General features: G+C 55.8%; 25 protein-coding genes. 6 read left to right on the top strand and 19 right to left on the bottom strand.

Annotated features, from left to right (window positions below):
* Nucleotides 1-13 precede the first annotated feature (13 nt).
* Entirely contained in the window at nucleotides 14-793 is a 780-nt protein-coding gene (locus ABD735_RS18330) for a ferredoxin--NADP reductase (RefSeq protein ID WP_344809192.1), read from the bottom strand.
* A 134-nt stretch (nucleotides 794-927) separates the two neighbouring features.
* Here ABD735_RS18330 and ABD735_RS18325 point away from each other — a divergent pair, with 134 nt between their 5' ends.
* Both ABD735_RS18325 and ABD735_RS18320 read left to right on the top strand, forming a co-directional pair.
* Nucleotides 928-1,839 carry a LysR substrate-binding domain-containing protein gene (locus ABD735_RS18325; RefSeq protein ID WP_344809189.1) on the top strand — a complete coding sequence of 304 codons (912 nt, stop codon included), beginning with the start codon at nucleotides 928-930 and terminating at the stop codon, nucleotides 1,837-1,839.
* A gap of 66 nt (nucleotides 1,840-1,905) precedes the next feature.
* Nucleotides 1,906-2,706 carry a hypothetical protein gene (locus ABD735_RS18320; protein ID WP_344809187.1) on the top strand — a complete coding sequence of 267 codons (801 nt, stop codon included), beginning with the start codon at nucleotides 1,906-1,908 and terminating at the stop codon, nucleotides 2,704-2,706.
* Between the two features lie 49 nt (nucleotides 2,707-2,755).
* Here the strand turns inward: ABD735_RS18320 and ABD735_RS18315 are convergent, their stop codons facing one another.
* A complete protein-coding gene (locus ABD735_RS18315) occupies nucleotides 2,756-3,331 on the bottom strand; it encodes a chalcone isomerase family protein (protein WP_344809185.1) in 576 nt (191 codons plus the stop codon).
* A 368-nt stretch (nucleotides 3,332-3,699) separates the two neighbouring features.
* Between ABD735_RS18315 and ABD735_RS18310 the strand changes: the two genes are divergently transcribed.
* Entirely contained in the window at nucleotides 3,700-3,906 is a 207-nt protein-coding gene (locus tag ABD735_RS18310; protein ID WP_344809183.1) for a hypothetical protein, read from the top strand.
* A gap of 79 nt (nucleotides 3,907-3,985) precedes the next feature.
* Nucleotides 3,986-4,900, top strand: a complete 915-nt coding sequence (locus ABD735_RS18305; RefSeq protein WP_344809181.1) for a mechanosensitive ion channel family protein — start codon at nucleotides 3,986-3,988, stop codon at nucleotides 4,898-4,900.
* A 101-nt stretch (nucleotides 4,901-5,001) separates the two neighbouring features.
* On the opposite strand, the gene rpoS is transcribed toward ABD735_RS18305, so the two are convergent.
* The 12 genes from rpoS to pyrG all read right to left on the bottom strand — a co-directional run bounded on the left by rpoS (nucleotide 5,002) and on the right by pyrG (nucleotide 16,564).
* The gene (gene rpoS / locus ABD735_RS18300; RefSeq protein WP_344809179.1) at nucleotides 5,002-6,018 is read right to left on the bottom strand and encodes an RNA polymerase sigma factor RpoS; all 1,017 of its coding nucleotides are present in this window, start codon (nucleotides 6,016-6,018) and stop codon (nucleotides 5,002-5,004) included.
* Between the two features lie 186 nt (nucleotides 6,019-6,204).
* Entirely contained in the window at nucleotides 6,205-6,975 is a 771-nt protein-coding gene (locus tag ABD735_RS18295; protein WP_344809177.1) for a peptidoglycan DD-metalloendopeptidase family protein, read from the bottom strand.
* Nucleotides 6,976-7,342: 367 nt separating this feature from the next.
* Entirely contained in the window at nucleotides 7,343-8,260 is a 918-nt protein-coding gene (locus ABD735_RS18290) for a DUF368 domain-containing protein (protein ID WP_344809175.1), read from the bottom strand.
* Complete coding sequence (locus tag ABD735_RS18285; RefSeq protein ID WP_344809173.1) at nucleotides 8,260-9,006, bottom strand: protein-L-isoaspartate(D-aspartate) O-methyltransferase; 747 nt, start codon at nucleotides 9,004-9,006, stop codon at nucleotides 8,260-8,262. Before ABD735_RS18285 ends, ABD735_RS18290 begins: the two co-directional genes overlap by 1 nt.
* A complete protein-coding gene (surE, locus tag ABD735_RS18280; protein WP_344809171.1) occupies nucleotides 8,999-9,754 on the bottom strand; it encodes a 5'/3'-nucleotidase SurE in 756 nt (251 codons plus the stop codon). Before surE ends, ABD735_RS18285 begins: the two co-directional genes overlap by 8 nt.
* Complete coding sequence (gene truD, locus ABD735_RS18275) at nucleotides 9,732-10,847, bottom strand: tRNA pseudouridine(13) synthase TruD (protein WP_344809169.1); 1,116 nt, start codon at nucleotides 10,845-10,847, stop codon at nucleotides 9,732-9,734. Before truD ends, surE begins: the two co-directional genes overlap by 23 nt.
* Nucleotides 10,847-11,353, bottom strand: a complete 507-nt coding sequence (gene ispF / locus ABD735_RS18270; RefSeq protein ID WP_344809167.1) for a 2-C-methyl-D-erythritol 2,4-cyclodiphosphate synthase — start codon at nucleotides 11,351-11,353, stop codon at nucleotides 10,847-10,849. Before ispF ends, truD begins: the two co-directional genes overlap by 1 nt.
* Before the next feature lie 30 nt (nucleotides 11,354-11,383).
* Nucleotides 11,384-12,148, bottom strand: coding sequence for an IspD/TarI family cytidylyltransferase (locus ABD735_RS18265; protein WP_344809165.1), 765 nt, complete (start codon nucleotides 12,146-12,148; stop codon nucleotides 11,384-11,386).
* Between the two features lie 50 nt (nucleotides 12,149-12,198).
* A complete protein-coding gene (locus ABD735_RS18260; protein ID WP_344809238.1) occupies nucleotides 12,199-12,540 on the bottom strand; it encodes an FtsB family cell division protein in 342 nt (113 codons plus the stop codon).
* A 159-nt stretch (nucleotides 12,541-12,699) separates the two neighbouring features.
* On the bottom strand, nucleotides 12,700-13,995 hold the full coding sequence (gene eno / locus ABD735_RS18255) for a phosphopyruvate hydratase (RefSeq protein WP_344809163.1): 1,296 nt from the start codon (nucleotides 13,993-13,995) through the stop codon (nucleotides 12,700-12,702).
* 56 nt (nucleotides 13,996-14,051) lie between these two features.
* Complete coding sequence (gene kdsA, locus ABD735_RS18250; RefSeq protein ID WP_425548631.1) at nucleotides 14,052-14,912, bottom strand: 3-deoxy-8-phosphooctulonate synthase; 861 nt, start codon at nucleotides 14,910-14,912, stop codon at nucleotides 14,052-14,054.
* A gap of 5 nt (nucleotides 14,913-14,917) precedes the next feature.
* The gene (gene pyrG, locus ABD735_RS18245) at nucleotides 14,918-16,564 is read right to left on the bottom strand and encodes a CTP synthase (protein WP_344809159.1); all 1,647 of its coding nucleotides are present in this window, start codon (nucleotides 16,562-16,564) and stop codon (nucleotides 14,918-14,920) included.
* Nucleotides 16,565-16,857: 293 nt separating this feature from the next.
* Here pyrG and ABD735_RS18240 point away from each other — a divergent pair, with 293 nt between their 5' ends.
* Together ABD735_RS18240 and ABD735_RS18235 are read left to right on the top strand one after the other, a co-directional pair.
* Nucleotides 16,858-17,688 (top strand): motility protein A, encoded by an 831-nt coding sequence (locus tag ABD735_RS18240; protein ID WP_344809157.1) that lies wholly within the window; start codon nucleotides 16,858-16,860, stop codon nucleotides 17,686-17,688.
* Nucleotides 17,672-18,451: an OmpA/MotB family protein gene (locus ABD735_RS18235; RefSeq protein WP_344809155.1), complete on the top strand. Its 780-nt coding sequence runs from the start codon at nucleotides 17,672-17,674 to the stop codon at nucleotides 18,449-18,451. Before ABD735_RS18240 ends, ABD735_RS18235 begins: the two co-directional genes overlap by 17 nt.
* Nucleotides 18,452-18,574: 123 nt before the next feature.
* Here the strand turns inward: ABD735_RS18235 and ABD735_RS18230 are convergent, their stop codons facing one another.
* The 5 genes from ABD735_RS18230 to cysM form a co-directional block, all read right to left on the bottom strand.
* On the bottom strand, nucleotides 18,575-19,876 hold the full coding sequence (locus tag ABD735_RS18230; RefSeq protein ID WP_344809153.1) for a zinc-dependent metalloprotease family protein: 1,302 nt from the start codon (nucleotides 19,874-19,876) through the stop codon (nucleotides 18,575-18,577).
* 59 nt (nucleotides 19,877-19,935) lie between these two features.
* Nucleotides 19,936-20,667, bottom strand: coding sequence for a hypothetical protein (locus ABD735_RS18225; RefSeq protein WP_344809151.1), 732 nt, complete (start codon nucleotides 20,665-20,667; stop codon nucleotides 19,936-19,938).
* 161 nt (nucleotides 20,668-20,828) lie between these two features.
* Nucleotides 20,829-23,165, bottom strand: coding sequence for a GTP diphosphokinase (relA, locus tag ABD735_RS18220; RefSeq protein ID WP_344809236.1), 2,337 nt, complete (start codon nucleotides 23,163-23,165; stop codon nucleotides 20,829-20,831).
* 4 nt (nucleotides 23,166-23,169) lie between these two features.
* Nucleotides 23,170-24,555 carry a 23S rRNA (uracil(1939)-C(5))-methyltransferase RlmD gene (gene rlmD / locus ABD735_RS18215; RefSeq protein ID WP_344809149.1) on the bottom strand — a complete coding sequence of 462 codons (1,386 nt, stop codon included), beginning with the start codon at nucleotides 24,553-24,555 and terminating at the stop codon, nucleotides 23,170-23,172.
* Nucleotides 24,552-25,499 carry a cysteine synthase CysM gene (gene cysM / locus ABD735_RS18210; RefSeq protein WP_344809147.1) on the bottom strand — a complete coding sequence of 316 codons (948 nt, stop codon included), beginning with the start codon at nucleotides 25,497-25,499 and terminating at the stop codon, nucleotides 24,552-24,554. Before cysM ends, rlmD begins: the two co-directional genes overlap by 4 nt.
* Nucleotides 25,500-25,547 lie beyond the last annotated feature (48 nt).

The raw sequence follows: 25,547 nt of genomic DNA, 5'->3' as shown, positions 1-25,547 counted from the left end.
CCACCAGTTATGATCAGCTCTCTACGAAAGCGCGTTCGATAACATAGTGACCGAAGTCGCCCTGCCTGGCTTCGACGAAGCCACGCTCATCCAGAATCTTGCAGGTGTCCTTCAACATGCTCGGGCTACCACAGACCATGAAGCGGTCGCTTTCGAGGTCAAAAGTCGGCAGACCAATATCCTGGAATAGCTGTCCGCTTTCCATGAGGTCCGTCAGACGGCCCTTGTTGTGGTAAGGCTCGCGCGTCACGGTGGGATAGTAGATCAATTGATTCTTGATCAGCTCTCCGAAGAACTCGTTCTGCGGCAACTCATTCTGAATCATATCCTGATAAGCCAGTTCCGACACGAAGCGCACACCGTGAGTCAGAATGACCTTGTCGAATTTTTCGTAGGTCTCAGGATCCTTGATGATGCTCATGAAAGGCGCGAGACCGGTACCGGTGCTGACCAGATACAGGTTTCTACCTGGCAGCAGGTGGTCGATGAGCAACGTGCCCGTTGGCTTGTTGCTCATGACAATCGGGTCACCGACCTTGATCTTCTGCAGCTTCGATGTCAGTGGGCCGTCCTGAACCTTGATGCTGAAGAACTCCAGTTCTTCCTCGTAGTTCGCGCTGGCAATACTGTAAGCCCGCATCAAGGGGCGCGCCGCACCTTCCTGCTCCAGGCCGATCATGATGAAGTGGCCGTTCTTGAAGCGAAAGCTGGGGTCCCGGCTGGTTTTGAAACTGAACAGGGTATCGTTCCAGTGATGTACGCTTGTGACCGTTTCCGTTCTGAGATTTGCCATTCCAAAGACCCCGAATAAAGAGAATGTGACTGCCTTAACCTGACTGCAGCCATACTATCGCGTACGGTTTCTACTGGAAAACCTATTATTCGGATATACTAAATCGGATTAACCGATAACCAAGGAGGCGAGCCATGCGTTTCACGCTCAGACAACTGGAGGTGTTCCTCGCCACCGCCCGCCTGGGTAATCTGAGTCAGGCCGCTGAAGCGCTCTCCCTTTCCCAATCAGCCGCCAGCGAATCGCTGAAGACACTCGAACAGCAGTTCGACATTCAGCTTTTCGATAGAACCGGTAAAAAGCTCAGACTCAATGATCTCGGCGCGGTGCTTCGCCCGAAAGCGCAGGCCCTGTTGGACCGAGCTATCGACCTCGAACTGGACCTGCAGCATCATCAGGATGCAGGCGGACTCAACCTGGGCGCGACGATGTCCATAGGGAACTACAACGCGATCCCTTTGCTGGCGAGATTCGTCGACCTTTATCCTGCTATATCTCCTACTCTTGAGATAGCCAATACCAGGCGGATATCGGAGAAACTTATCAATTTTGAACTCGATGTCGGACTCATCGAAGGAGAGATCAATCACCCCGAGCTTATCATCGAGCCCTGGCAGGATGACGAGCTCATTCTCGTCTGCGGGGCCAGACACCGACTGGCTGAAGCAGGTATTCAGGAGAGCGGGCAGGCTGCCGTACAGACTTTGTCAGATGATGAGCTGCGAGACGCTGAATGGATCCTTCGCGAACAGGGCTCGGGGACCCGACAGACTTTCGAGCGCGCAATGAGTGGGCTGCTGCCGCAGTTGCACGTTCGCATGGAACTTCAGCATATCGAAGCCATCAAGCAGTCAGTCGCGGCTGGGCTCGGTATTTCCTGTCTCTCGCGACTTTCGGTGGAGGATATGCTGGAAAGCGGTCGTCTGGTCGAGCTGAAAGCAGAAGCCAGGAACTTCAGACGACAGTTCTTCCTGGTTTGGCACAAGAAAAAGTTTCTCACTGCAGCCATGGCTGCGTGGATCGATCTGTGTCGGGAATCTGCCTGAGCATTATTAGACAGCTGAGAGGCTTGTTTCTAGAATTAGGCTTTGCTGGCATAGATCATGCCACCCATGTCAGCTCAGAGGACCACGACCATCACCATCCCGATTCGCTCACTGCTACTGACTGTTGCATCAACCTGCCTGCTCTGGTCGTCGAGCGCAGGCGCGGACAGCGAAATCACGGCGAAGTCAGCTCCGGCGACAGCTCTCTATGTCACCAGACCGACGAATGCCGATCAGGATTCCACGGCCTACGTCTGGCAGATGGTCAACGCAGCCTACCAGTCGCTGGACATAGAACTCGTCCCCATTGACGTACCACTCGCACGCATGTATGTCATGGCTGACCAGGGCGCTGCCGATGCCGCTCTGGCTGGCGTAGCCGAACAGATAGAACCGCGCTACACCAACCTGATACGCGTACCGGTACCGGTATTTGAAAGTCGGTATCATATCTATGGTTTTGATCGGAATAATAGCGTCAATAGCTGGGTGGATCTGGGTACTGAGACCATTGCGGCCATTCGGGGTTTTGAAACCATCAAGCGCTACCTGCCGCAAGAGCAGATCATCTGGGTCAATTCAGCAGAGCAACTGCTCGGTATGCTCGAGAAGAAAAGAGTGCGCTACGTGGTGGGTCTGGAAAATCAGATGACAGCCGAACTGGCTCAGACCATGAGGCCAACTTCAAAGCTGGTCAGGCGCTTGAACGACGCCCCCTTGCATGAGGTCGTGCTCTATCATTATCTGGCGCCCAGGCATGCGGGCTTGAGGGAGGCCCTTGCGGAGGCTATCGAGAAGGAAAAGGCCAAAGACCTCATCGACGGAGTAGATCGGCCGTTGTTAGACGAGCCGATCGATTCCAACTAAACCGTGCCGACGCAGAGACGTCGACAACGGTTCAACTGACCAGTGCGTCTTACTTCTTGCCAAGCATGGCAGTTTTCAGATCTTCCTGGGCTGGCTTGTCAGACAGCCAGATACCAAATACAGCTTCCTTGAATTTCATGTCAGACTCGACGGTCTGGAGAAGCTCTTCGTTCTTGTACAGTTCGATGCCAGTGCCTGGCACATAAACCAGGTCGAATACGTCGTTTTCCTGAATTTCTTCATCGAACGCGCTCATGAACTGGTCGATTTCCTTCTGCAGTGGCGCCATGTTGCCATCTGTAGAGGCTTCGAAACCTTCCATTGTCGCTTCTTTCATCTTTTCGCTGGTGACCATTCCGGATACCACGTGCAGCTTGACAGCCATTGGCTTGTCTGCAGACACGACAGCTGCGCCGTCGTTCATTGACTCAGGCAGGTAAAGGCCTCCAACGTAGACATTGAAGAACCACTTTTCACGGATGCCAGCGCCATTCAGGCGAAGATCAGTGCCAGCGGCTTCCATAGTGTCCGGAATTTCTACGTCGGCTACTGTTGCGGCCTGCGAAATTGTGCTGACCGAGAGCGCAATGGCTGCACCGGCAATCAGATTCTTGATGGTGTTCATTCTTTGATCCCTTCGTGATGAATATTTATTAGAGTTGAGCCTGCTCGTATCTGAGTAGCTTTTTCTTCCCAGCTTTCCGCATTGGTCAACCGGCCTGTAATGGGCAATCCCTGTCCAGCTCTCTGGCTGAATTCGGGACCCGGCCAGTCTGCGGCGCGCTCGGCAGTGTAACAAGATGTTAAACGGTGAAATGCAGATCAGTTCTCACTCCAGTCATGGATCCACCACTCGCGAAAAGTACCTATGTAACGATCTACGTCCGCTAAAGTGGCGTAAGATACCCGGGAGACACATCCAAGCCTGCACAACCAAGGCATCGGTGGAGAGCTCTCAAGTTGTAATCAATTATAGAAATGGAGCATACAAGCATGGAAATCTCTAAGGTAATGGCCAGGTTCATGACGCTTCTGACTGCAGCAGTCTTCACAGTAGGTCTTAGTGCCTGCGATACAGACGGCCCAGCAGAAAATGCCGGCGAGAGCATGGATAATGCAGCCACTGATACAGGCAATGCTATCGAAGACGCCTGTGAAGATGTCAAGGAAGGTGCGGGCGCAGACGATACTGACTGCTGATTTCGCTGGCGTGGTGGCCCGTCGGGCCCTCACGCCCCTTCTCTAATGCCAGGCCAGGCATATCCAGTCAAGGCCCACCATGAATATTGATGTTGCCCCCCTCAAGATTATCAAAGATCAGATCGAAGCTTTCACTACCAGTCTCATTGCCACACTGCCAAATATCCTCGCAGCGCTTGTCTTTCTACTGTTGGTCTGGCTTGCTAACAGGTTGATCGGCTCTGTCTATAGCCGTGTGCTGGCACGCACCCATATGCGGTCATCGCTGAAAGCTGCCCTTGAGTCCCTGGTCAGTGTGCTGGTCTGGACGATCGGCATTCTAATAGCCGCCACGATAGCCATGCCAGACCTCACACCGACGAAATTGCTGGCCGGCCTCGGTCTTGGCTCTATTGCTGTCGGGCTTGCGTTCAAGGATATCTTCGAAAATTTTCTCGCAGGCATTCTTATTCTCCTGCGTGAACCGATGCGTATTGGCGATTATATTGAAGTTGAAGGCATCACTGGTGAGGTCAAGAAAATCACCCTGCGTGACACCTATCTACGCCAGGTCGATGGCGACCTTATTCTGCTGCCCAACTCCATGCTCTATAAAAATGCTGTATCGGTACACACCGACTGGGAGCGCAGACGTGTCACGATCATTGTCGGTATTGCTTATGGCGAGGACGTGGCGGAAGGCCGCCGTGTTATGGAAGCCGCATTGAAAGGTCTTGACACCGTAGATCAGCAGCGACCCATCGAGGTCTTCGCCCAGGCCTTCAATTCAAGCAGTATCGACTTTGAAGTGACCTGGTGGACCGGATCCAAACCTGTGGAAATACGGCGGTCAAAAGACAAGGTTGTGGAAGCCGTCAAATCTGCCCTGGATGAGGCTGGTATCGAGATCCCGTTCCCTTATCGCACACTGACCTTCAAGGAGCCGCTATCGCTCAAAGGCAGCAACGATAACGACTATGAGCGCGGCGAAGATGGTGGCAGCTCCAGCGATTAGCCCCCAAACCACAGACATTAAAAAGCCCGGCTAATCACCGGGCTTTCTATTGTCTCCCAACAGGCGCCTACCTGAGTAGACCCCTATCTGGCAGATTGGTACTAGCCGAACAGTGTTTCGCCGGACAGACCTTCCTTCTCCATCAGCTCGCGCATTCTCTTCAGCGCTTCGACCTGAATCTGACGAACACGTTCACGGGTGAGACCGATTTCCTGGCCGACTTCTTCCAGAGTGCTCATCGGGTAGCCTCTGAGACCGAAGCGTCGTGAGATCACCTCCTGTTGCTTGTCAGTCAGCTCGTCGAGCCAACGATCAAGACAGGAGTTCATGTCATTGTCCTGTAATACCTGCGCAGGATCTGCACTGCCTTCATCTGCAACGGTGTCGAGCAGCGACTTGTCTGCATTGCCTGCCAAGGGTGAGTCGACAGATGTGACGCGCTCATTGAGGCCCAGCATGCGCTTGACGTCCTTTACAGGGCGCTCGAGCAACTCAGCGATATCCTCAGCCGTTGGCTCATGATCGAGCTTTTGAGTGAGCTCTCTGGCTGCTCTGAGGTATACATTGAGTTCTTTCACAACATGAATCGGCAGACGGATGGTTCTGGTCTGGTTCATGATGGCGCGTTCAATGGTCTGACGAATCCACCAGGTCGCATAGGTAGAGAATCGGAAGCCACGCTCCGGATCGAACTTCTCGACCGCACGAATCAGACCAAGGTTGCCTTCCTCAATGAGATCCAGCAGCGTCAGACCACGATTGACATATCGTCGAGCGATCTTGACCACCAGACGAAGGTTGCTTTCTATCATCCGCTTACGACCGCGCTCATCACCCTTGCGGGCCAGACGGGCGAAATGCACTTCTTCTTCAGGCGTAAGTAGTGGAGAGAAACCAATCTCGTTAAGGTAGATCTGAGTCGCATCAAGGTTGCGATAGGATTGCCCATCAGCCAGTTTGAATCGACCGGAGTTCTTCAACTCATCGAAGGAATCATCGTCGCTATCGTCGTCAAGGCTATCCTGCGCATCGTATCCTGCATCCATGTCTTCCTGCTTCTCAGCAGTCTCATACTCGAATGCATTCTCTTCTGCATATACTTTTGCGTTAGCTGCCATTGTCATTCCAACCTTTTCTGTCTGCCCCGGCGCCCCGAATCAGGGACCGCCGCCGGCTTGCGCTGCTGTTGATGTGCTGCTGAGCACTCTTCGTTGCCTCTCGCTCGCACACTCATTTTGTTCAGAACACTATCCAGTCCTTGCGCACAATTTCCGGCTTTCTGATGTCTTACAGGGATCACCTGTTCAACGTTTGGGCAGATAAGCCATCGGGTCGACCGGGACGCCTCGCTTGCGGACTTCAAAGTGCAGCTTGACGCGGTTGGTTCCGGATGACCCCATCTCTGCGATGGGATCGCCTGCCTTCACTGTGCCACCCTCAGCCACCAGTATCTTGCTGTTATGAGCGTAGGCACTCAGAAACTCTTCATTGTGCGTTATGATCACGAGCCGCCCGTAGCCGAGTAACCCACTGCCTGCGTAAACCACTTCTCCCGCTGCAGCGGCGACTACCGGATCGCCCTCTTTGCCTGCTATGTCGAGCCCCTTGCTCCCATAGCCTGCATTGCTGAAACCTTCAATAATTGGGCCAGCGTGTGGCCACCTCCACAGTGCAGGTGCTTTACCAGTATGTTTGGTAATTGCGGGTTTGGCGGTTTGTGTTTTTTTGTTACTGGCAATGGAAACAGGCCTTTGCGGGGGCTTTTTAACAGGCTGTTGAGCGCGGGGTTTTGAAGACACAGTGGAACTCGGCTTCCAGGCGCCGGTATCTTCAAGCGTTATGAGCTGGTCGGGGTACACTTTGTAAGGCGCAGCGATATCGTTCTCGGCGGCAAGCTCACGAAAATCTCGCCCATACCGCCAGGCGATCGAATAGAGCGATTCCCCCGGTTGAACACGATGGGAACCCCAACGAACTGGCGGGTTGAAGCTTGGATCCTGATAGATATCAGGTGAGGTACAGGACAGGAGCGCAAGGACGAGAACGCAGAGAAAGAGGCGGAGCGGCCTAGACATCTGTACCTACAGCCGGGGAAGCCCAGACAGTAGCAAGAGAGGCGACGATTGGCTTAGCACAGTTCATGCCAGATCTCCTATACACACAGTTACAAAGAAGCCAGAATTTGGCAGTTTCCAGGCTACAAAAGACCCTTTTTAATAACTGAAAATGCAGTAAAAGCCGACACCATATAGCTAAATAGCGTAAAGAACGAGAGATGACCCGCCCTAAGTAACTAATATGCCGACATATTCTCAATTATTCTAGCCGCGTCCTCCAAGAACATCTCAATGGTAATGCTACCACCAGTAACGCCTCTGAGAGGAGCGGTAACACCACTTCCTACCAAGTTGAGTCCATCTACCAAGACTAGTTGATAAGCGGCTAATTTAATTGGCCTGGCGCCTTGAAGCGATTGAGCACAACGATCAGCACCACGCCTGCAAGCGCGAGCAGGACCACTGCAAGAATTTGTGGATCAAGTCCACTTCCGGAGGCGAAATCGGCTGGGCCAACATTCACTTGCACCAGTGGCGTCTGCTCACCATGGCTGTTGGTGCGATAACTCACGGTCTCTTTCCAGGGCCAGACTTTGTTCAGCGCGCCCAGCATGAGCCCCGTGAGCGCCACCATCAGCGTGGTGTAGTAACGAGCCATCAGGAAGCTCAGCACGCGTGAAAACAGCAGGAGCCCCACCACACAGCCGGCTGCAAAGATACTGAGAATTTCAAAATCGAAGGTCTTGATAGCGTCCATGATCGGTGGATAGAGACCGAACATGAGCAGCAGGAAGCTCCCTGACAGTCCGGGCAATATCATCGCCGAAATAGCCACCACACCACCAACGAACAGGTTTAGAAAGTTCGGCTCGATGCTTACCGGGGTCAGATCCGTAATCAGCCACGCCATCACCGCAGAGACGATCAGTACAATCCAGTGTCTGACCTGAATGGTCCCGGCGACTCGCAGAATAAAGATGGCAGATCCCAGTATGAGGCCAAAGAAGAAGCCCCAGAGTAGATGCGGATAAGTGGCCAGCAGGTGCGAGATCAGACTGGCGAGCAAAACGATACTTGTTAGCACGCCTCCAAATAGTGACAGTAGAAAGGTCCCGTCCATGCGCTGCCATACTGCAGTGAACCCTTCCTTGCGGAACAGTGGCCACAAAGCCGGGCCAATACTGCTTAGCGCGATCAGAAGTCTCTGGTAAATCCCTGTTATAAAAGCAATTGTCCCACCGGAAACGCCCGGTATGACATCTGCAGCGCCCATTGCCATCCCTTTCAGAAACGTCACTATCATCAACTACCCACCAAGCCACTCAGTAAAGGAACAAAACGAACTTCTTCAATTTTCGTACTCACGAAATCATCACCCTGTCGACGAATCGTGGTCAGGTGCTGCCTCTCTTCGCCGACAGGCAGTATGAGCGTTCCGCCATCGACCAGCTGATCGAGTAAAGGCTGAGGTACTGCGCCGGGCGCTGCTGTAGCAATGATGACATCGAAACGTTGCCTGCGATCTGGCCAGCCAAGCATGCCATCAGCCAGTTGGCAATGAACGTTATTCATGCCAAGTCGACGAAAACGATCCTGGGCCTGGGTAAGCAGTCCCGATATGCGCTCAACGCTGTACACCGTTTCGCAACACTGAGCCAGGACTGCGGTCTGGTAGCCGGAGCCGGTACCTATTTCCAGTACCTTCCTGCGTCGTGGCGTTACGGTGTCGGAGACTTCACTGGCCAGCGCATCACGAATCGCCGCCACCACAAGCTGCGTCATTCGGGCGACGATGTAGGGCTGGCTCAGTGTCTGGTTGTAACCGATCGGCAAGGACGCGTCTTCATACGCGCGATGTGACAAGGCTTCATCGACGAAAATGTGCCGCGGTACTTCAGCCATGGCAGCCAGCACGACCGGATCGGCGATGCCCTTGTCTTTCAGGCGCCCAATAAGTCGCTGCCGGGTACGCAGAGAGGTCATACCGATACCATTGAAATTTTCCCCGGCCTTACCGCTCGATGGGCCGCGCTTTGTTGGCTCAGTCATGATCAACGCTGCTGATCCAGTTCTGCAGAGATTCGAAAGCATCATGCCGTGTCATATCCGCGTGTATGGGTGTGACGGACACGTAGCCCGCTTCAATAGCCGCAAAGTCGGTACCTTCGCCAGCATCGTCACCAGCACCGGCCAGCGCGAGCCAGTAGCGCTTGCGACCGCGAGGGTCGAGTATCTCCTGAGGCGCTCCGCCTTTGGCACGATGACCAAGCCGGGTGATGCGGATGCCCCGAAGGTCATGGAAGGGCACGTCGGGCACGTTGATATTCAATACAGTTCGAGGTGGCACCGACAGGCTCTTTGGACTCTCCAGCAGTTGACGCACGACGCGAGCGGCGGTGTCAAAATGATTGTTGCCCGCGTTTACCAGCGAAATAGCGATGGCTGGATAAGTCAGGAAACGGCCTTCCATGGCTGCAGCTACGGTACCTGAATACAGCACATCATCACCAAGATTGGCATGGGTGTTAATGCCTGAGACCACACGATCCGCATCGAAACCGAAGCGGCCGCTGAGACCGAGGTGAACACAGTCAGTCGGCGTGCCGTCCACCCACATAAAGCCATTGGCTGCCTTTTGCAGCATCAGTGGGCGATTCAGTGTAAGCGAATTGCTCGCACCGCTGTGGTCACGCTCTGGAGCGATGACCCGAATCTCGGCAAGGTCTTCGAGTGCGTCGGCCATCGCCGCCAGTCCGGCGGCATAAACGCCGTCATCATTGGAAAGAAGTAGTTTCATTGCGAGGGCGAGCATCCTGTATCAAGTGAGCGACCTGGGAAAGCGCCACAGACGCATAAGCGCCCGGAGGCAGTCCGAAGCATACCACCAGTGCGCCATCTTGCCAGTCCCAGCTCAGGTCTGTAGGTGTCATCCACAGTGCGCGCGGTGTATCACGCTCACCCTGGGAATGAAGTGCTTCGAGCCAGCCAGTATAGTCGCCCCAGGCCTGTTGACGAAAAATTTCGCTGGCAAGCGGTGCCTCGGGCGTATTGTGACGGAGCGGACCACCCGGAAGGAGGCCTGCCGGGCCACTCATCGATGATGCATCGGCTGCGAGCGCTTCGTCACCTTCAACAAGCGTTCGTGCGAAGCCAGCGGCCTGCCTCGACGCCAACAGACAATTGAACAAGTGCGCTCTGGCAGCACTGATATACATCGGATTGATGCGCCGCCCCTTCCCCTTTCCGCCTCGGCCACGCCTGCCGCGGGTATCTCGGGTAGCTTCGCGTGAGTCAGCTGCAGGTTGGCAGAAATTGAGTTCAAACTGGGTCAGGTTGCCATGATCGAAACCGAAGCGCTGGCTGCCGAAATAGTTTGGGAAGCCTTCGAGTCGCAAATATTCGAGGTCCGCCTCGACAGCCGTCTGGACCACCGAGCCGGCGGGAATGTCTCTCAAAGTGATGCGGAAGTCATTGCCGACATGCTCACCCCTGCGAAGTTTTTTGGCATATCGACCGATATGCAGTATCTCGCATCCCTCAAGTGCCCAGTCTCGCCAGTCCGGCGCATCGCGCTTGCCCAGGTAGATCGAAAACCACTGACTGGTGACCGCCTGCCTGTCTTTCAAACCAAAGAACCCGACATCTACCTGCCTAACGCCAGCGAATGCGGCGATACTGTCGGCGACCCACTGAGTGTTCTGCAGGCGCTTCCGCACCTTTAGCAGGTGGTGCTCACCCTCTTCCGTCTCCGGCTGCCAGCGTTCCTCGACAATGAAATCTTCAGGCACGATTTTCCAGTGGGCTTCCAAAGGCGGAGTAGCGTATTTTGGAGGGCAAATATATCGATCTATGCGTGCAAGATCATCCGCCAGCTTTTCGGGTGACGGCATCAGGAGAGCGACTCGATCAGGGCAACTGCATGGCAGGCTATGCCTTCCTGGCGCCCAACGAAGCCAAGCTTTTCGGTCGTGGTGGCCTTCACATTGACCGAGGACAGACTGACTTCGCAATCCTCAGCGATATTTCGCTGCATCTGCGAGACGTGTTCGGCCATTCTCGGCGCCTGCGCGACGATAGTGGAATCTATATTACCCACACAGAAACCGATATCCCGCAGACGGGCTATCACCGTTCGCAAGAGTTCCCGGCTATCGGCATTCTCGTAGTCGGGATCGGTATCTGGGAAATGACGGCCGATATCACCAAGACCCGCCGCGCCAAGCAAGGCGTCGCAGATCGCGTGAATGAGTACGTCACCATCTGAATGCGCTAGCAGGCGGCGTCGGGCCGGTATATGAACCCCGCCTATGACTATGCTTGCGGACGTATCGCTATGGGATAGTGCTTCGGCATCACCGTCAAATGCATGGACGTCGTAGCCGTGGCCAATTCTCATGGATCATCACCTGGACAGGTTAAGCCGGCGTTACGTGGATGCCGGCGCTCTGGCGAGAGCCATGCCATCCTCGTGCTGCTGACGATATATGAAGGCCGCGAGGGCGAGATCCTCGGGCTGCGTTATCTTGATGTTATCACTCCGGCCCGCCACCATCAGCACCTCGTATTCAAACTGCTCGAGCGCACTGGCTTCATCGGTGACACGGGAGCGGTCAGCCTGCTCGAGTGACTGACGCAAGACAGCATATCGGATCACCTGAGGCGTGAGCGCTCGCCAGAGCAGATCACGTGACACGGTTTCTGTGATCGGCAGGTCGTCTCGCCGTGCCCATGGCACACAGCGCTTGAGCGTATCGCTGACAGGCGTGCCGAGAATGGCACCGGCGCGGCTGCCAGCGGCAGTAGTCAGCACAGCGTCGAGGTCTGCCCCGCACAGGCAGGGTCTGGCCAGGTCGTGAACCAGAATGAGATCATCGTCGGCAGCGCGGCCGGACAGGGCCTGCAAGGTGTTGAGCACAGTATCGGCACGTTCTAGACCGCCGGTGGTCATGACTTCAACACGATCTTGCTGCGCGGGATCGAGCAATTCGCACACAGCTGCCGCCCTCGAGTCGCCTGGCGCAATCGCCACAATGAGACGTTGGAGGCCGAGCGCAAGCAGACGTTCGAGCGTACACTGCATCACCGATTTACCATCAAGCAAGTGCAGATACTGCTTCGGTGTTGCAGCGCGCATGCGGCGACCTGCACCGGCAGCCGGCAGTATGGTCCAGACGGTCTTCACTTCAGACATGATCGGCAGCACAGGGGTGGATGGCTGATATTGATGACCACGGCCTGAGATCAATCCGTGACGATATAGAAGGTCTCATTATGACCGATAAGACCAAGCTGTTCTCGAGCGCGCTCGGCAATGACTTCGTCGACATGCTTGAGTTCCTCGACTTCCGCCCTGAGTTGCTCGTTACGCATGAGAAGCTGGTTATTGCGCTCAGCCTGTACACCAATCGCGTATCTGATGTCGCTGAGCGAGTTGAGGGATCCATGGGCGAACCAGAGACGGTATTGCAGGTACAGAACACTCACAGACAGCAAGGCCCAGAGCACGATCTGCACATACGGCACGTGCACCATCGGACTACGCGACTGCTCATCTGTAAATTCACTGCGGCCAGCTGGCTGCATCACCGACATTCTCTAGCTACTCGCTTCAGGGGAGCTCCGCAAAATACAAGGCTCCAGTGCGAACTAGCTTAGCAGGTATGGCGGAAATTTCTGTAGTGTACGGATGTCCAGTACCAGGTCAGAGTGGCTGACTGATTGTGTCAGCCACTCTCCTCGGCGCTAGCGGCTGGCTTTGATTTCAGCCATTCCACGATATACCGCTCGTGAACCGAGCTGCTCTTCGATGCGCAGAAGCTGGTTGTATTTGGCGACGCGATCAGAGCGGCAGAGTGAACCTGTCTTGATCTGTCCCGCAGCAGTCGCTACTGCCAGATCCGCTATCGTCGTGTCTTCGGTTTCACCAGAGCGATGGGAAATAACGGCGGTATAACCGGCGTCCTGGGCCATGCGAATGGCTTCGAGCGTTTCGGTGAGGCTGCCGATCTGATTGAACTTGATCAGAATCGAGTTCGCAATCTTCTCATCGATACCCCGCTTGAGGATCTTCGTATTGGTGACAAACAGATCGTCGCCAACCAGCTGAACTCGGTCACCCAGCTTCTTGGTCAGAATAGCCCAGCCCTTCCAGTCACTCTCGTCCATACCGTCTTCAATAGAGACGATGGGGTATCGATCGCACAAGCCAGCGAGATAAGTCGCAAACCCTTCGGAATCAAATGACTTACCTTCACCTGACAGGTTGTACTTGCCGTCCTTGTAAAACTCGGAGGCAGCACAATCGAGCGCCAGGGTGACATCATCGCCAAGCTTGTAACCCGCTTTCTCGACGGCCACCTGAATGACTTCGAGTGCCGCTTCGTTCGATGGCAGGTCCGGTGCAAAGCCGCCTTCGTCACCAACCGCTGTGCTCAGGCCACGGCTCTGCAATACCTTCTTGAGGTTATGAAAGATTTCCGCGCCAATTCTCAGGGCTTCAGCGAAGGTCTTGGCCTTCACTGGCTGAATCATGAACTCCTGGATGTCGACATTGTTGTCGGCATGCTCGCCACCGTTGAGGATATTCATCATCGGCACTGGCATTGAATATCTGCCGGGGGTGCCGTTTATTTCCGCGATGTGCTCATAGAGAGGTACGCCTTTCTCGATGGCCGCGGCTTTCGCCGCTGCGAGGGACACGGCGAGTATGGCGTTGGCACCGAGTTTCGCCTTGTTTTCTGTGCCGTCGAGATCGAGCATGATGCGGTCGAGGCCTTCCTGGTCGGCTGCGCTCTTACCCAGTAGCGCCGGCGCTATACTGCCATTGATAGCGTCGACGGCCTTGAGAACACCCTTGCCCATATAGCGGCTGGCGTCCTGGTCCCGCAGCTCGAGCGCCTCGCGCGAACCCGTGGAAGCACCCGATGGAGCACAGGCACGCCCCATGACACCCGATGTCAGCGTGACTTCAGCCTCGACGGTTGGGTTGCCACGTGAGTCCATCACTTCGCGTCCACGTATCCCAGCAATTTCTGCCATTCTCAAATCTCCGTTTGTCATCTCAAAGAACAATAAGGGTCAACTGTGTTCGCCGCTCAGGCGGTATCGAGCTGAGCGAACGATTTCACGAGCTCGTCCAGAGCCTTGACCTGTTGTAGAAAGGGCTTTAACTGAGACAGCCGCAGTGCGCAGGGGCCGTCACATTTCGCGCGTTCGGGATCCGGATGGGCCTCGAGGAACATGCCAGCCAACCCGACGGCCATGCCTGCCCTGGCCAGGGTCACGATCTGCTCGCGTCGTCCGCCAGCGGCCTCAGCCAGTCCACCAGGCTTTTGCAGCGCATGAGTCACATCGAAGACGACGGGAAAGCCTGTCGACTTCATGATATCCATGCCGAGCATGTCGACCACGAGATTGTTATAGCCGAAACTGGAGCCACGCTCGCAGAGAATGATCTCGGCGTTGCCAGCCTCCTGGCATTTCTTCGCAATATGAGCCATTTCGCGCGGCGCGAGAAACTGTGCTTTCTTGATATTGATGGGCTTGCCAGTCTGCGCCATGGCGGTAACCAGGTCAGTCTGGCGGGAAAGAAAGGCTGGCAGCTGAATGATGTCGACGACCGCAGCTACAGGGGCGGCCTGATGCGGTTCATGCACGTCAGTAATGACGGGCACCTTGAAGGTGTTTCGAATCTCTTCGAAGATGCGCAGGCCCTCATCCATACCCGGACCCCGATAGGAGTTGATCGAAGAGCGGTTGGCCTTGTCGAAGGAGGCCTTGAAAACATAGGGAATGCCGAGCTCTGCACAGACGGTCACATAGTGTTCAGCAATCTGCATGGCCAGGTCACGCGACTCCAGCACATTCATGCCACCCATCAGGGCGAACGAACGTTCATTGCCAAATTCGACAACGGACGTCTGGCCCGACCCTACCTTGATGATCCGTTGCTGCATTTCGGTCATTCTTTCGCCTCATGATAGGCCAGCGCGGCTTCGACGAAGGCCTGGAACAATGGATGGCCATCGCGCGGCGTCGAGTTGAATTCCGGGTGGAACTGGCAGGCCACGAACCAGGGATGATCCCGCACTTCAATGACTTCTACCAGCGCCTTGCCGTTGGAGTCTGTATTCGATGAATAGCCTGCGACCGTCAGACCGGCCTTTTCCAGATCCGGTAGAAGATTGTTATTCACTTCATAACGATGACGATGCCGCTCACGTATCGTAGCCGAGCCATAGCAGCTGCGAACATGCGTACCCTCCACAAGACTGCAATCCTGGGAACCAAGCCGCATGGTGCCGCCGAGGTCTGAATCGACATCACGAATTTCCGTCTTGCCAGAAGCATCGACCCACTCAGCGATCAGGCCAACGACCGGATACTCGGTATCGTGATTGAATTCGGTACTGTTCGCGGTCGGCATACCGACGACATTGCGTGCATATTCGATCACCGCCACCTGCATGCCGAGGCAGATGCCGAGATAAGGCACCTTGTTCTCACGGGCAAAACGCACAGCCTGCAACTTGCCTTCTATACCGCGCTCACCAAAGCCGCCCGGCACAAGAATGGCATCGGCACCTTCAAGTGCATCAGTGCCCTGCTGTTGAATCGACTCCGAATCGATATAGTTGATATTGACCCGCGTTCGCGTCTGTATGCCGGCATGCATGAGCGCTTCGTTCAGAGACTTGTACGCATCCAGCAGCTCCATGTACTTGCCGACCATCGCGATGGTGACTTCGTGCTGCGGGAACGTCTGCGCGTCCACTACTGCCTGCCATTCGGACAGATCAGCTGCATCACACTTCAGGCGCATTCGCTCTACAATGAACTCATCGAGACCCTGTGCGTGCAGCATCTTCGGAATGTTATAGATGGTCTTGGCATCTTCAAGTGAGATGACAGCACGCTGCTCTACGTTGGTAAACAGGGCAATCTTTCTTCTGGCGGACTGATCTATCGGCTGTTCGGAACGGCAGATCAGAATGTCAGGCTGCAAACCGATAGAGCGCAGTTCCTTCACCGAGTGTTGCGTCGGCTTCGTTTTAACTTCGCCGGCAGTGGCGATATAAGGCACCAGTGTCAGGTGCATGAGCATGGCGCGATCGCTGCCCACTTCCAGCTTCAGCTGTCGAGTGGCTTCAAGAAACGGCAGTGACTCGATGTCACCGACGGTTCCGCCGACTTCGACGATGGCCACGTCGGCATTGCCCGCCCCTTCGACGATGCGACGCTTGATCTCGTCGGTCACATGCGGGATGACCTGCACGGTTCCGCCCAGGTAGTCACCGCGGCGCTCCTTGCGCAGCACGGTTTCGTACACACGGCCAGTGGTGAAGTTGTTCTTCCTGGTCATGCGTGTACGAATGAAGCGCTCGTAGTGGCCAAGGTCGAGGTCAGTCTCGGCGCCATCTTCTGTCACGAAGACCTCACCGTGCTGAAACGGCGACATGGTGCCGGGGTCGACGTTGATATAAGGATCGAGCTTGAGAATAGTGACCTTGAGATTTCGCGCTTCAAGTATCGCCGCCAGAGAGGCTGATGCAATACCTTTGCCCAGAGAAGAAACGACACCACCGGTGACGAATATATAGCGCGTCATACAGATTCCAGGCTACTTGAGAAAGGAGAGGCGAAACGGCTTCTTGCTGAATTCACAGTGAATGCCATTTGCGTGCTTCGATGGCGCGCCAGAATACCAGATCGCTGGTCTGTCCATCAACCGATCAGGAGCACCAAATAACATCACGCCGTCTAGCATGAGTAGCCAACGTCGAAGTTCTGGCACAAATCTGGCATCAATGCCTGTACCGGCGCCAATGCGTCAACTTTTTGCCGCTGCCCATCCCTTGCAAGGCGGGCACTATCGTTATCCTTATCTGGAGCTGCAAGCGAATGATACTCACGCTGGTACTCGGCAGCCTGTCAGGCATATTCTTCATTGTGCTGGCGGTCATGCTCTCGACCGACAACCCGATGATCTTTTTCAACATTCCCGGGCTGATACTGGTGGCTGGTGGCTGTTTCGCCGCCCTCTTCGCGGGATACCCGGGCAAGGAGATCAAGGCTGCCTTGAGGGCAGTGAAAACGCTTGGGCATCCAGATCATCTCAACGACGTTCAGCAGATTGACGAACTGGTACAGTTCGCCCGCGACTACAGCCGAAACGACGTTCGCAAGATAGAAGCCCGACTGCACCAACACATCAATCCATTCCTGGCCATGGGCATGCAGATGATCATTGCCAAGCTACCTGTAGCCGATGTGGCGGGCACGCTGGCCTGGCGTATCAAGCGGCTGAAAGCGCGTGAGCAGGCAGAGGCCAGAATCTTCCACGCCCTGTCATCTTACGCGCCGGCTTTCGGTATGGTCGGCACCCTGCTCGGCCTGGTCAATATGATGCTGGTGCTGGACGCCAAGAATCTCGATCTCATGGGCGGACATCTGGCCATCGCGCTGGTGACCACCTTCTATGGCCTGCTTCTGTCGAATCTCTTCTTCAAGCCGATTGCCACCAAGCTCGAGCGTCGAACCGAGAAGCGACTTCTACACATGAGTCTGATACTCGAAGGTCTCACCCTGATTGGCCTGGGCCGCAGCCCCGCTTTCATTCGCGAAAGTCTTTACTCTTTCGTGACACATTACGACGATGAGCTCGGCGCCAGACATTCGACCAAGCATACCGGCCACAGCGACAGCGAGTCAGCTCATGCCACGCTCCCCTGATGTCTCCCGCTCTGGCCGGCTGAATCGCTTCCAGCACGCTGGCGGTGGCAACGAGCAATCCGCACAGATTCTGGCGAACTCACATCTCGGCGCCCTGGACGATCTGACCGTGCAGGATAACGAGGGTGATGCCTGGCTCACGAGCTATCTTGATGTCTTCGTGCTTATTACGGCCGTGTTTGCGCTCATGCTCGCCATTCAGGCTCAGCCGATCACCGAGACCGAGGAGAAGAACATTACGCCGACCACCGGAGAGCCGGTGCTCAGCGAACTCGAGCTTATTCAGCCAATCATACCGGCGCAGATCACCGGCAGCCGGGAGCAGAACGCCTGGTATCAGAGTATTCGCGATGCCGTAAACGAGCAGCAGCTGGAGGGTTTCCTGAGCCCTAGTTTCGAAGAAGGCTTTGCTGAACTCGAGATTGGCAGCAATGTCCTGTTCGACTCTGGCGATGCCGTGTTGCTGACCTCTGGCGAAGATGTGCTGCGCGCGGTAGTGCCGATTCTTCAGAAAAGTTCGGGCGCCATTCTCATCGAAGGCCACACTGATTCGACACCGATCCAGACAGCGCGTTTCAGTTCTAACTGGGACCTGGCCGCCAGTCGGGCCACTGAAGTGCTGCAGTTTCTGGCCGAGAATGGTATAGAAGGACCACGACTCAGGGCGATCAGCTATGGCGATACCAAGCCGATGGCGCCAAACGATACGGAAGATAACAGGGCGAAGAATCGGCGTGTGAGCCTGGTGATTCAGGCGCCCTGATTCGCGCAGCCACGCCAGGTCGGGTTGCTGCGGTCACTGTTCAGGCTGTAGAAGGACATCGCCCACAAGGACCTTGCCAGCGCGGTTCAGGGGCTCAAAAAGCCCCTGTGGTGATCTTTGTGGTCAGTTGACCGGTGTGATCGTCACGGCGTCGAGGTACATCGTATAGCTTGGTGATGGACCAAACACGTGCAGACGAAGCTGGGTGACGTTACCCGTTGTGTTGAGCTTGAAGTTGCCTTCGAGCGAATTCCAGTAGCCGGCGTTGCCTGAGCGGCTAATCAGCTTCTCCCACCGGGCGCCTCTGTCGTCGACGATATAGGCCCACAGTTCATTGTTGGTCGAGCTGCCGTAGCCGGTAAGACCAACCTGCCCCTTGAAGGTGTAGTCCTGACCAGTCTTCAGCACGCCGCGTACGTTCAGGCCTGGGCCGGAGTACCAGCTGGTGCGGTTTGTGGAACGCAGTGAATAGCTACCGGCGTAAGCCGTTTGAACTCGAGCGACGTTGCCGCCCATGTAGGTTTGCCAGCCATCAGTAGTCTGCTCGAAGGTGGCCTTATAGCCGGTGGCCGGTGGCGTAGGCGTGGTAGGCGTGCCGCCGCCGTCCGTGCCGCCGCCATCATTGCCGCCACCGGTCGTTTTGGTGGGGCGGAATGCTGCGAGTTGAGTTGCCAGCGCATTCAGGTTGCCCACGGCATCTGCGCCATTCGACTGATTTCGGCTGACGCCACAGGGCTGGTTTTCGCAGGTCCGGATGTTCGGATTGGAAAAACGCTGCAACTGATTGCTGGTACCGTAAGACTGAGGGTAGGCCATGACGGTACTGAAGGAGCCGTAAACACCGTGTCCGCGTGCCCAGTTCCAGATGCCGCCGCCGGTACCCTGAGCCGCTGAATGGCCCAAGGCAAGGTTATGACCGATTTCATGAGCAAAGGTGCTGTAGCCACAATCGACACCAACCAGGTTGAAGGCGAGTGATTCAGCGTTGCTATAAAGCTGGCCGTTGCTGTTCCCTGAAGGAACATATCCAATACCGCAAACATAACCGCCCTGCATTGGCTGTCTCAAATTCAGCACGCTGACGACGTCAGCACCATATTGTTCGCGCATTGCGGCAACTTCGCCATTTCTGCGCAATGCGTCGAGGTTCTGGCTGTTGACATAAGTCCAGCCCTTGCTGATTGGCTTGGCAGCCACCAGACGCAGGCGCAGGTTCACACCACTATTGATGTAAGCCTGATTGTTGTATTCGATGTAAGACACGATTCTCGCATTGATGTCGCGGCCATTCGTGGTCTGACTGACTTCAGGCTGGTACAGCACCAGCACATCGATCGTTTCGGGCGCGGCCTGGGCCGCAGCAGACATGGCAAGGCCGGTGACGGCGCTCAGCACTCCGAACTGCATTTTTTTTGCAAAGGTCATATCAGCTCCTGTGAAGCTTATCTTTCTTATGTTGAGGGTGTAGTGCTCGTAGTGTGGGGTCAGGAACCCTGACCCCGTTCAGGTAGCGGCATTTCCACTGGTGCTACCTCAATACCATCGGCTATGGGGACTGCGCGTGCATTGACGTCAGCCTCATTGACGAGACTACCCTGGCCGGTGCGATTGTTGACGATTGCGGTATAGACGCCTGTCGACGTCGACACCACGAAGATGGTATCGATTTCACCGCGGGTGACGATGACGTTGTCATCCGGATGGCCGTCGTTCAGGCCACCCTTGAAAACGTTAATACCATCAAGCGGGCTATGCGTGGATTCAATGGTGGCTTCAGGCAGGGGCTGCAGATCGGGAATGGGCAGCGTGACCTTCTGCCCCACCTGAAGGGATTGCAGAGCTGCGGGATCAGTCTGGATAGCCAGACCTTTGACGCCATCGACCTGGATGGGCTCTGCGTCGGCAACTGACCAGGCTGATAGATCGGCAGCAACGGGCTGGTCAAGAGGCGCGTCATCGCTGGCCTCGTCGGCGTCGGCCTGGGTATCTGGCTGCACAGGTTCTTCTGGCAAAGAGGGCTGCTGGCCCGCGGCGGCGCTGTCCGCGTCATTGAAAGGTCGATCTATCAGCGGTCGTTGGGCGCCACCATTATCAACCGGACTGGCCGGTTTGCTGGCCGTTGAAGAAACAGGCGCTGGTTTATCGTCGACCTGGATAAAGAGTACAGCGCCTACAGCAACAAGCACGCAGGCGGTCATGAGGATAATCTTGTTCATCTCGAGCCACTCTAGCTAATAAAGCAGAAGCGGCATGCTTACTTATTGTAGGACGATCCGAATCGGTCAAAGGGCGTAAGCCCCCCGTTTGAGGGAGAGAAATGGGACACAGTTCGGTAAATTCATGAATGAAATGAGGTTTTTGGCCTGATCATCCTGCCTCAGGCCTCCTTCAACCGCCGCGTATCGATCACATTCGGCACTTGCCTGAGACGATCGAAAATCTTGTTCAGCATACCCAGACTTTCAATCTCAACCGTAAGCCGCATCGTCGCAGTACTATTCTCCTTGTCGGAACGCGTAGAGACCGCCAGTACGTTGACACGATCGTTGCCGAGCACATTCGAGATATCCCGAAGCAGACCAGGACGATCATAGGCTTCGACTTCGATATCAATCGGATAGGTTTCCTGGGCACTGCCCCAGCTGACCTCGATGATCTTGTTCGGCTCTTGCGCTTCAAGCTGTAGGACGTTGAGGCAGTCTTGCTTGTGGATGCTCACCCCTCGACCAAGCGTTATGAATCCGATAATGTCATCACCTGGCACCGGCTTGCAGCAGCTTGCCCGATGCGTCAGCAGATTACCGACGCCAAGAATCCTGATCGACTGGGTGTGGTCTTCAAGTCGAGCAGGCTTGCCGCGCTTGCGCGGTGAATCGCCCGCTTCCTCGAGCGCACGCAGCAGGGAAGCCTTGCGAGTCTGCTGCCCCGGCTTCGGCGGTATCCGACCATCGAAATCCAGTTCCGGCGAACGGGCTTCCAACATCGACTGCGCCTCCTGCACCACCTGCATGGGCTTGAGATCACCGGCGCCTATTGCCGCGTGGAGATCTTCCACACTCTGAAAGTGCAGAGACTTTGCGAGCAAGTCACCGCTGACGCTATCGACCGAGAAACGCTTGAGCATTTCATGTAGCAGCTGCGCGCCTGACTCCACGTGCTGCTCACGGTTCTGCATCCTGAACCAGTGGGCAATCTTGGCGCGGGCCTTCGAGGTCTGGGTGTAGCCGAGATCGGGATTCAGCCAGTCGCGGCTTGGCTTGGGCTGGCTTGAGGTCAGCACCTGCACCTGCTCACCAGTCTTCAGCTTGTAATTCAGCGGTACGATGCGCCCGTTAACCTTGGCGCCACGACAGCAATGCCCAATCTCGGTATGCACCTTGTAGGCGAAATCTATCGGCGTGGAGTTGGCCGGCAGATCGACGACATGCCCTTCAGGCGTGAACAGGTAGATCCGGTCTGACACAAAGTTGTTCTGCCACTGTTCGACGAGATCATGCGTGGTTTCGCCGGTCTGGTCGCCAAGATCCTCCTGCCATTCGAGTACCTGACGTAGCCAGGCGATCTTGTCCTCGTAGCTCTGGGACTTCTGATCCAGATCCGTGCCCTTATACAGCCAATGTGCACAAACGCCGAGCTCGGCATCCTGGTGCATGGCGTGGGTACGAATCTGCACCTCCATGACCTTGTTACCAGGTCCCGCAACCGCCGTATGCAGGGACTGATAGCCATTGGACTTGGGATTGGCAATGTAGTCATCAAATTCGTGAGGAATGTGGCGCCACAGCGAGTGCACCGCACCCAGGACTGAATAACAGTCTCGTATGGTCGGCACCAACACCCGAATCGCCCGAATATCATAGACCTGAGAGAAGTCGATACCCTTGCGGTGCATTTTTCGCCAGATGCTGTAGATGTGCTTCACGCGGCCATCGACGTCGGCCTGAACGCCCTGCTCCTTGAGTTCCTTCGAGAGGGCTTCGATAACTTCGGTGATGTACTGCTGCCGGTCGATACGACGCTCGTCCAGCTGCTTGGCAATCTTCTTGTAAGCCGACTCGTGCAGGTAACGGAACGACAGGTCCTCCAGCTCCCACTTGAGCTGGCCGATGCCGAGGCGATGCGCGAGCGGCGCATAGATATCGAAGACTTCCCTCGCCACACGATGGCGCTTGTCCGGCTCGGCATCTTTCACGGCCCGAATGGCGCAGGTACGCTCCGCCAGTTTGATGAGCGCGACACGTACATCGTCGATCATGGTGACCAGCATGCGCCGCAGATTATCGACCTGGTTCTGGGTCTGGCCCAGCACGCTGCCCTGCAGGGGATGCCGCAGGCTCGAGATGGCAGCCATCTGCAGCACACCCTCGATCAGATGTTCGCAGGCACTTCCAAAGCGCTTGCCGACGGCTTGCAGGGTGATTCTCTTTTCGCGGACGGAGCGGTAAAGAATGGCCGCGATGATGCTTTCACTGTCGAGGTGGAGCTCGGCCAGTATCACTGCCATTTCCAGCCCCGTTAGAAAACTGTTGCTTTCGGCACTCCAGCGGCTGCCTTCGACCTCTGCCTTTTCGGCGAGCGACTGAGCGACTTCGCAGGCCTCGAGAATGGCTGCTGAGTCTTTCACAGGCGTAAATCGGCCGAGCTGTTCCAGCCAGCTGGGAATATCTACACGGCCGTTACTGCCGACCGGATAGTCTTCGCGTACCTTGACCACGGTATTATCGACTCCGTTCTGTCTTCTCGAAAAGCGCCATCGATTCGACATGCGCTGTTTGCGGGAACATATCCATTATTCCCAATCTACGCAGCCTGTAGCCCTGGGTTTTCAGAATGGCTGCGTCACGGGCCAGTGTCGCCGGATTGCATGATACATAGAGTATCGCCGACGGCGAAAAAAGCCCGATGGAGCGTACCACATCTTCGGCGCCAGCTCTGGGAGGGTCAAGTAACACTTTGTCATAATGTCGTATCCACTCAGCACCACCATCTGCATTTCGCAGTGCTGCAATGTCGAACAGATCACCAGCGGCGAAGGTAACATTGTCAATGCCATTTTTTCTGGCGTTATGCTCGGCCTGGGAAGTCATGTCCAAGCTGCCCTCGACGCCGCTGACCTGAGCGGATAGCCGGGCCAGAGGCAGCGTGAAATTACCTAATCCGCAGAACAGATCCAGCACGCTCTCTTCCGCCTGAGGCTGAAGCCAGGCCATGGCCTGGGACAACATCTCGCGGTTCAGTGGCATGTTCACCTGAGTGAAGTCCGTCGGTCTGAACTGCATCGACAGATCAAACTCTGGCAGTTCGTAGAACAGCTCACCAGCAGGGTCAGCGACCTTTTCCGGATCCAGATAGCTCGCCAGCGGCTTCACAGTGTCTGGTCCCTTTGATTGGCCATACATCAGGAAGTCGTGTTCACGACCAAATTGTTCAAGCAGCTCGATATCGCCATCTGCGAGCGGCTCCAGGTGTCTGATAATCAGAATGACTGCATTCTCACCTGCCGCCAGCTCGACCTGCGGCACCGCCTCGCGCACTGAGAGCTGGCTCAGACAGGCCCGAAGTTCGGTAATGTGTTCACCGACTGCCGGGATGAGTATCGGACATTGGCTAAGATCAGCCAGAAAACTGGAGAAGCGCTCGCGGAAACCGACCAGGGTCTCTTCTTTCTTGAACACATAGCGAGCGCCCATGCGTGCCTTGGAGCGATAACCTGCCGGAGCAGACCGCAGCGGTGGAGCGACCTGCTCAGGTACATCTGCGCCTGCGTGTTTGAACAGCTCCAGCACCACTGCCTGCTTGTGCTCGAGTTGCAGGCTCTGCGGCATGTGCTGTAGCGAACAGCCGCCACAGAGTTTCGCGTGCGGACAGAAGGGCTCAATGCGATCGGCACTGGGCTCGAGCACCTCGATAACACCACACTCGTCGTAAGTTCGGTGCACACGGAGCCGACGGGCCATGACGACTTCGCCAGGCAAGGCCCCATCGACGAATTGGGTTTTGCCATCCAGCCTGGCGACACCGCGCCCCTCATGACTGAGGGACTCTATCGTCAACTGAACTGGCGCAGGGTCAGGCTTTCGTCTTGATACACGGCGCTTGCTCATTTGAACACGCCTGTCGACAGATAGCGGTCTCCGCGGTCGCAAATAATGGCGACGATCACCGCCTTTTCTACTTCAGCATCGATTTGTAGCGCACCGACCACAGCGCCGCCAGAGGACACCCCGGCAAAGATCCCTTCTTCTGTTGCCAGCCTCCGCATGGCCACTTCTGCAGCGTTCTGTTCAATATCTATGATTCGATCCACCCGTGATTTTTCGAAAATTGAAGGCATGTAGGCTTCAGGCCAGCGACGAATCCCGGGGATCGAAGCACCCGAGGCAGGTTGCAGCCCAATGATCTGAATGTCTGGATTCTGTTCTTTCAGATATCGCGACACGCCCATGATAGTTCCTGTCGTCCCCATGGAGCTGATGAAGTGCGTGATCCGACCACCGGTCTGCTGCCAGATTTCGGGACCAGTCGTCTTGTAATGAGCCAGCGGGTTATCGCTGTTGGCGAACTGATCGAGCACAATGCCCTCGCCCTCGGCTTCCATCTTCTTTGCCAGATCGCGCGCACCTTCCATACCCTCTTCACGCGTCACGGAGATGAGCTCAGCACCATACGCACTCATGGCGGCCCGGCGCTCTTCACTCATGTGAGCTGGCATGATCAGCTTGAGGCGATATCCCTTCATGGCAGCCACCATGGCCAGTGCAATACCGGTATTGCCGCTGGTGGCCTCTATAAGGCAATCGCCCTGCGTGATGCGGCCCCGGGCCTCGGCCTCACTGATCATGCTCAGGGCGGCCCTGTCCTTCACCGAGCCAGCCGGATTCGTACCCTCGAGCTTGCCGAGCACGACGTTGCCCGAGACCACGGGATCTCTCGGCAGGCGCTGCAGGCGTACCAGAGGCGTGTTGCCTACGAGAGAGGCAACGGTGGGCCATTTCGGGGAGTCTGAAGCGGTATCAGGGGACTGATCCGAGGGGGAGACGGGGGACATAAAGTCGCTCTATGATGCGAAAGGGTTGCTAGAATACAAAAACATCCA

The organism is Allohahella marinimesophila (genome assembly GCF_039538005.1).
In the GTDB taxonomy this organism is placed as follows: Bacteria; Pseudomonadota; Gammaproteobacteria; order Pseudomonadales; family Oleiphilaceae; genus Allohahella; species Allohahella marinimesophila.
This window is presented reverse-complemented; position numbering and strand designations above follow the sequence as displayed.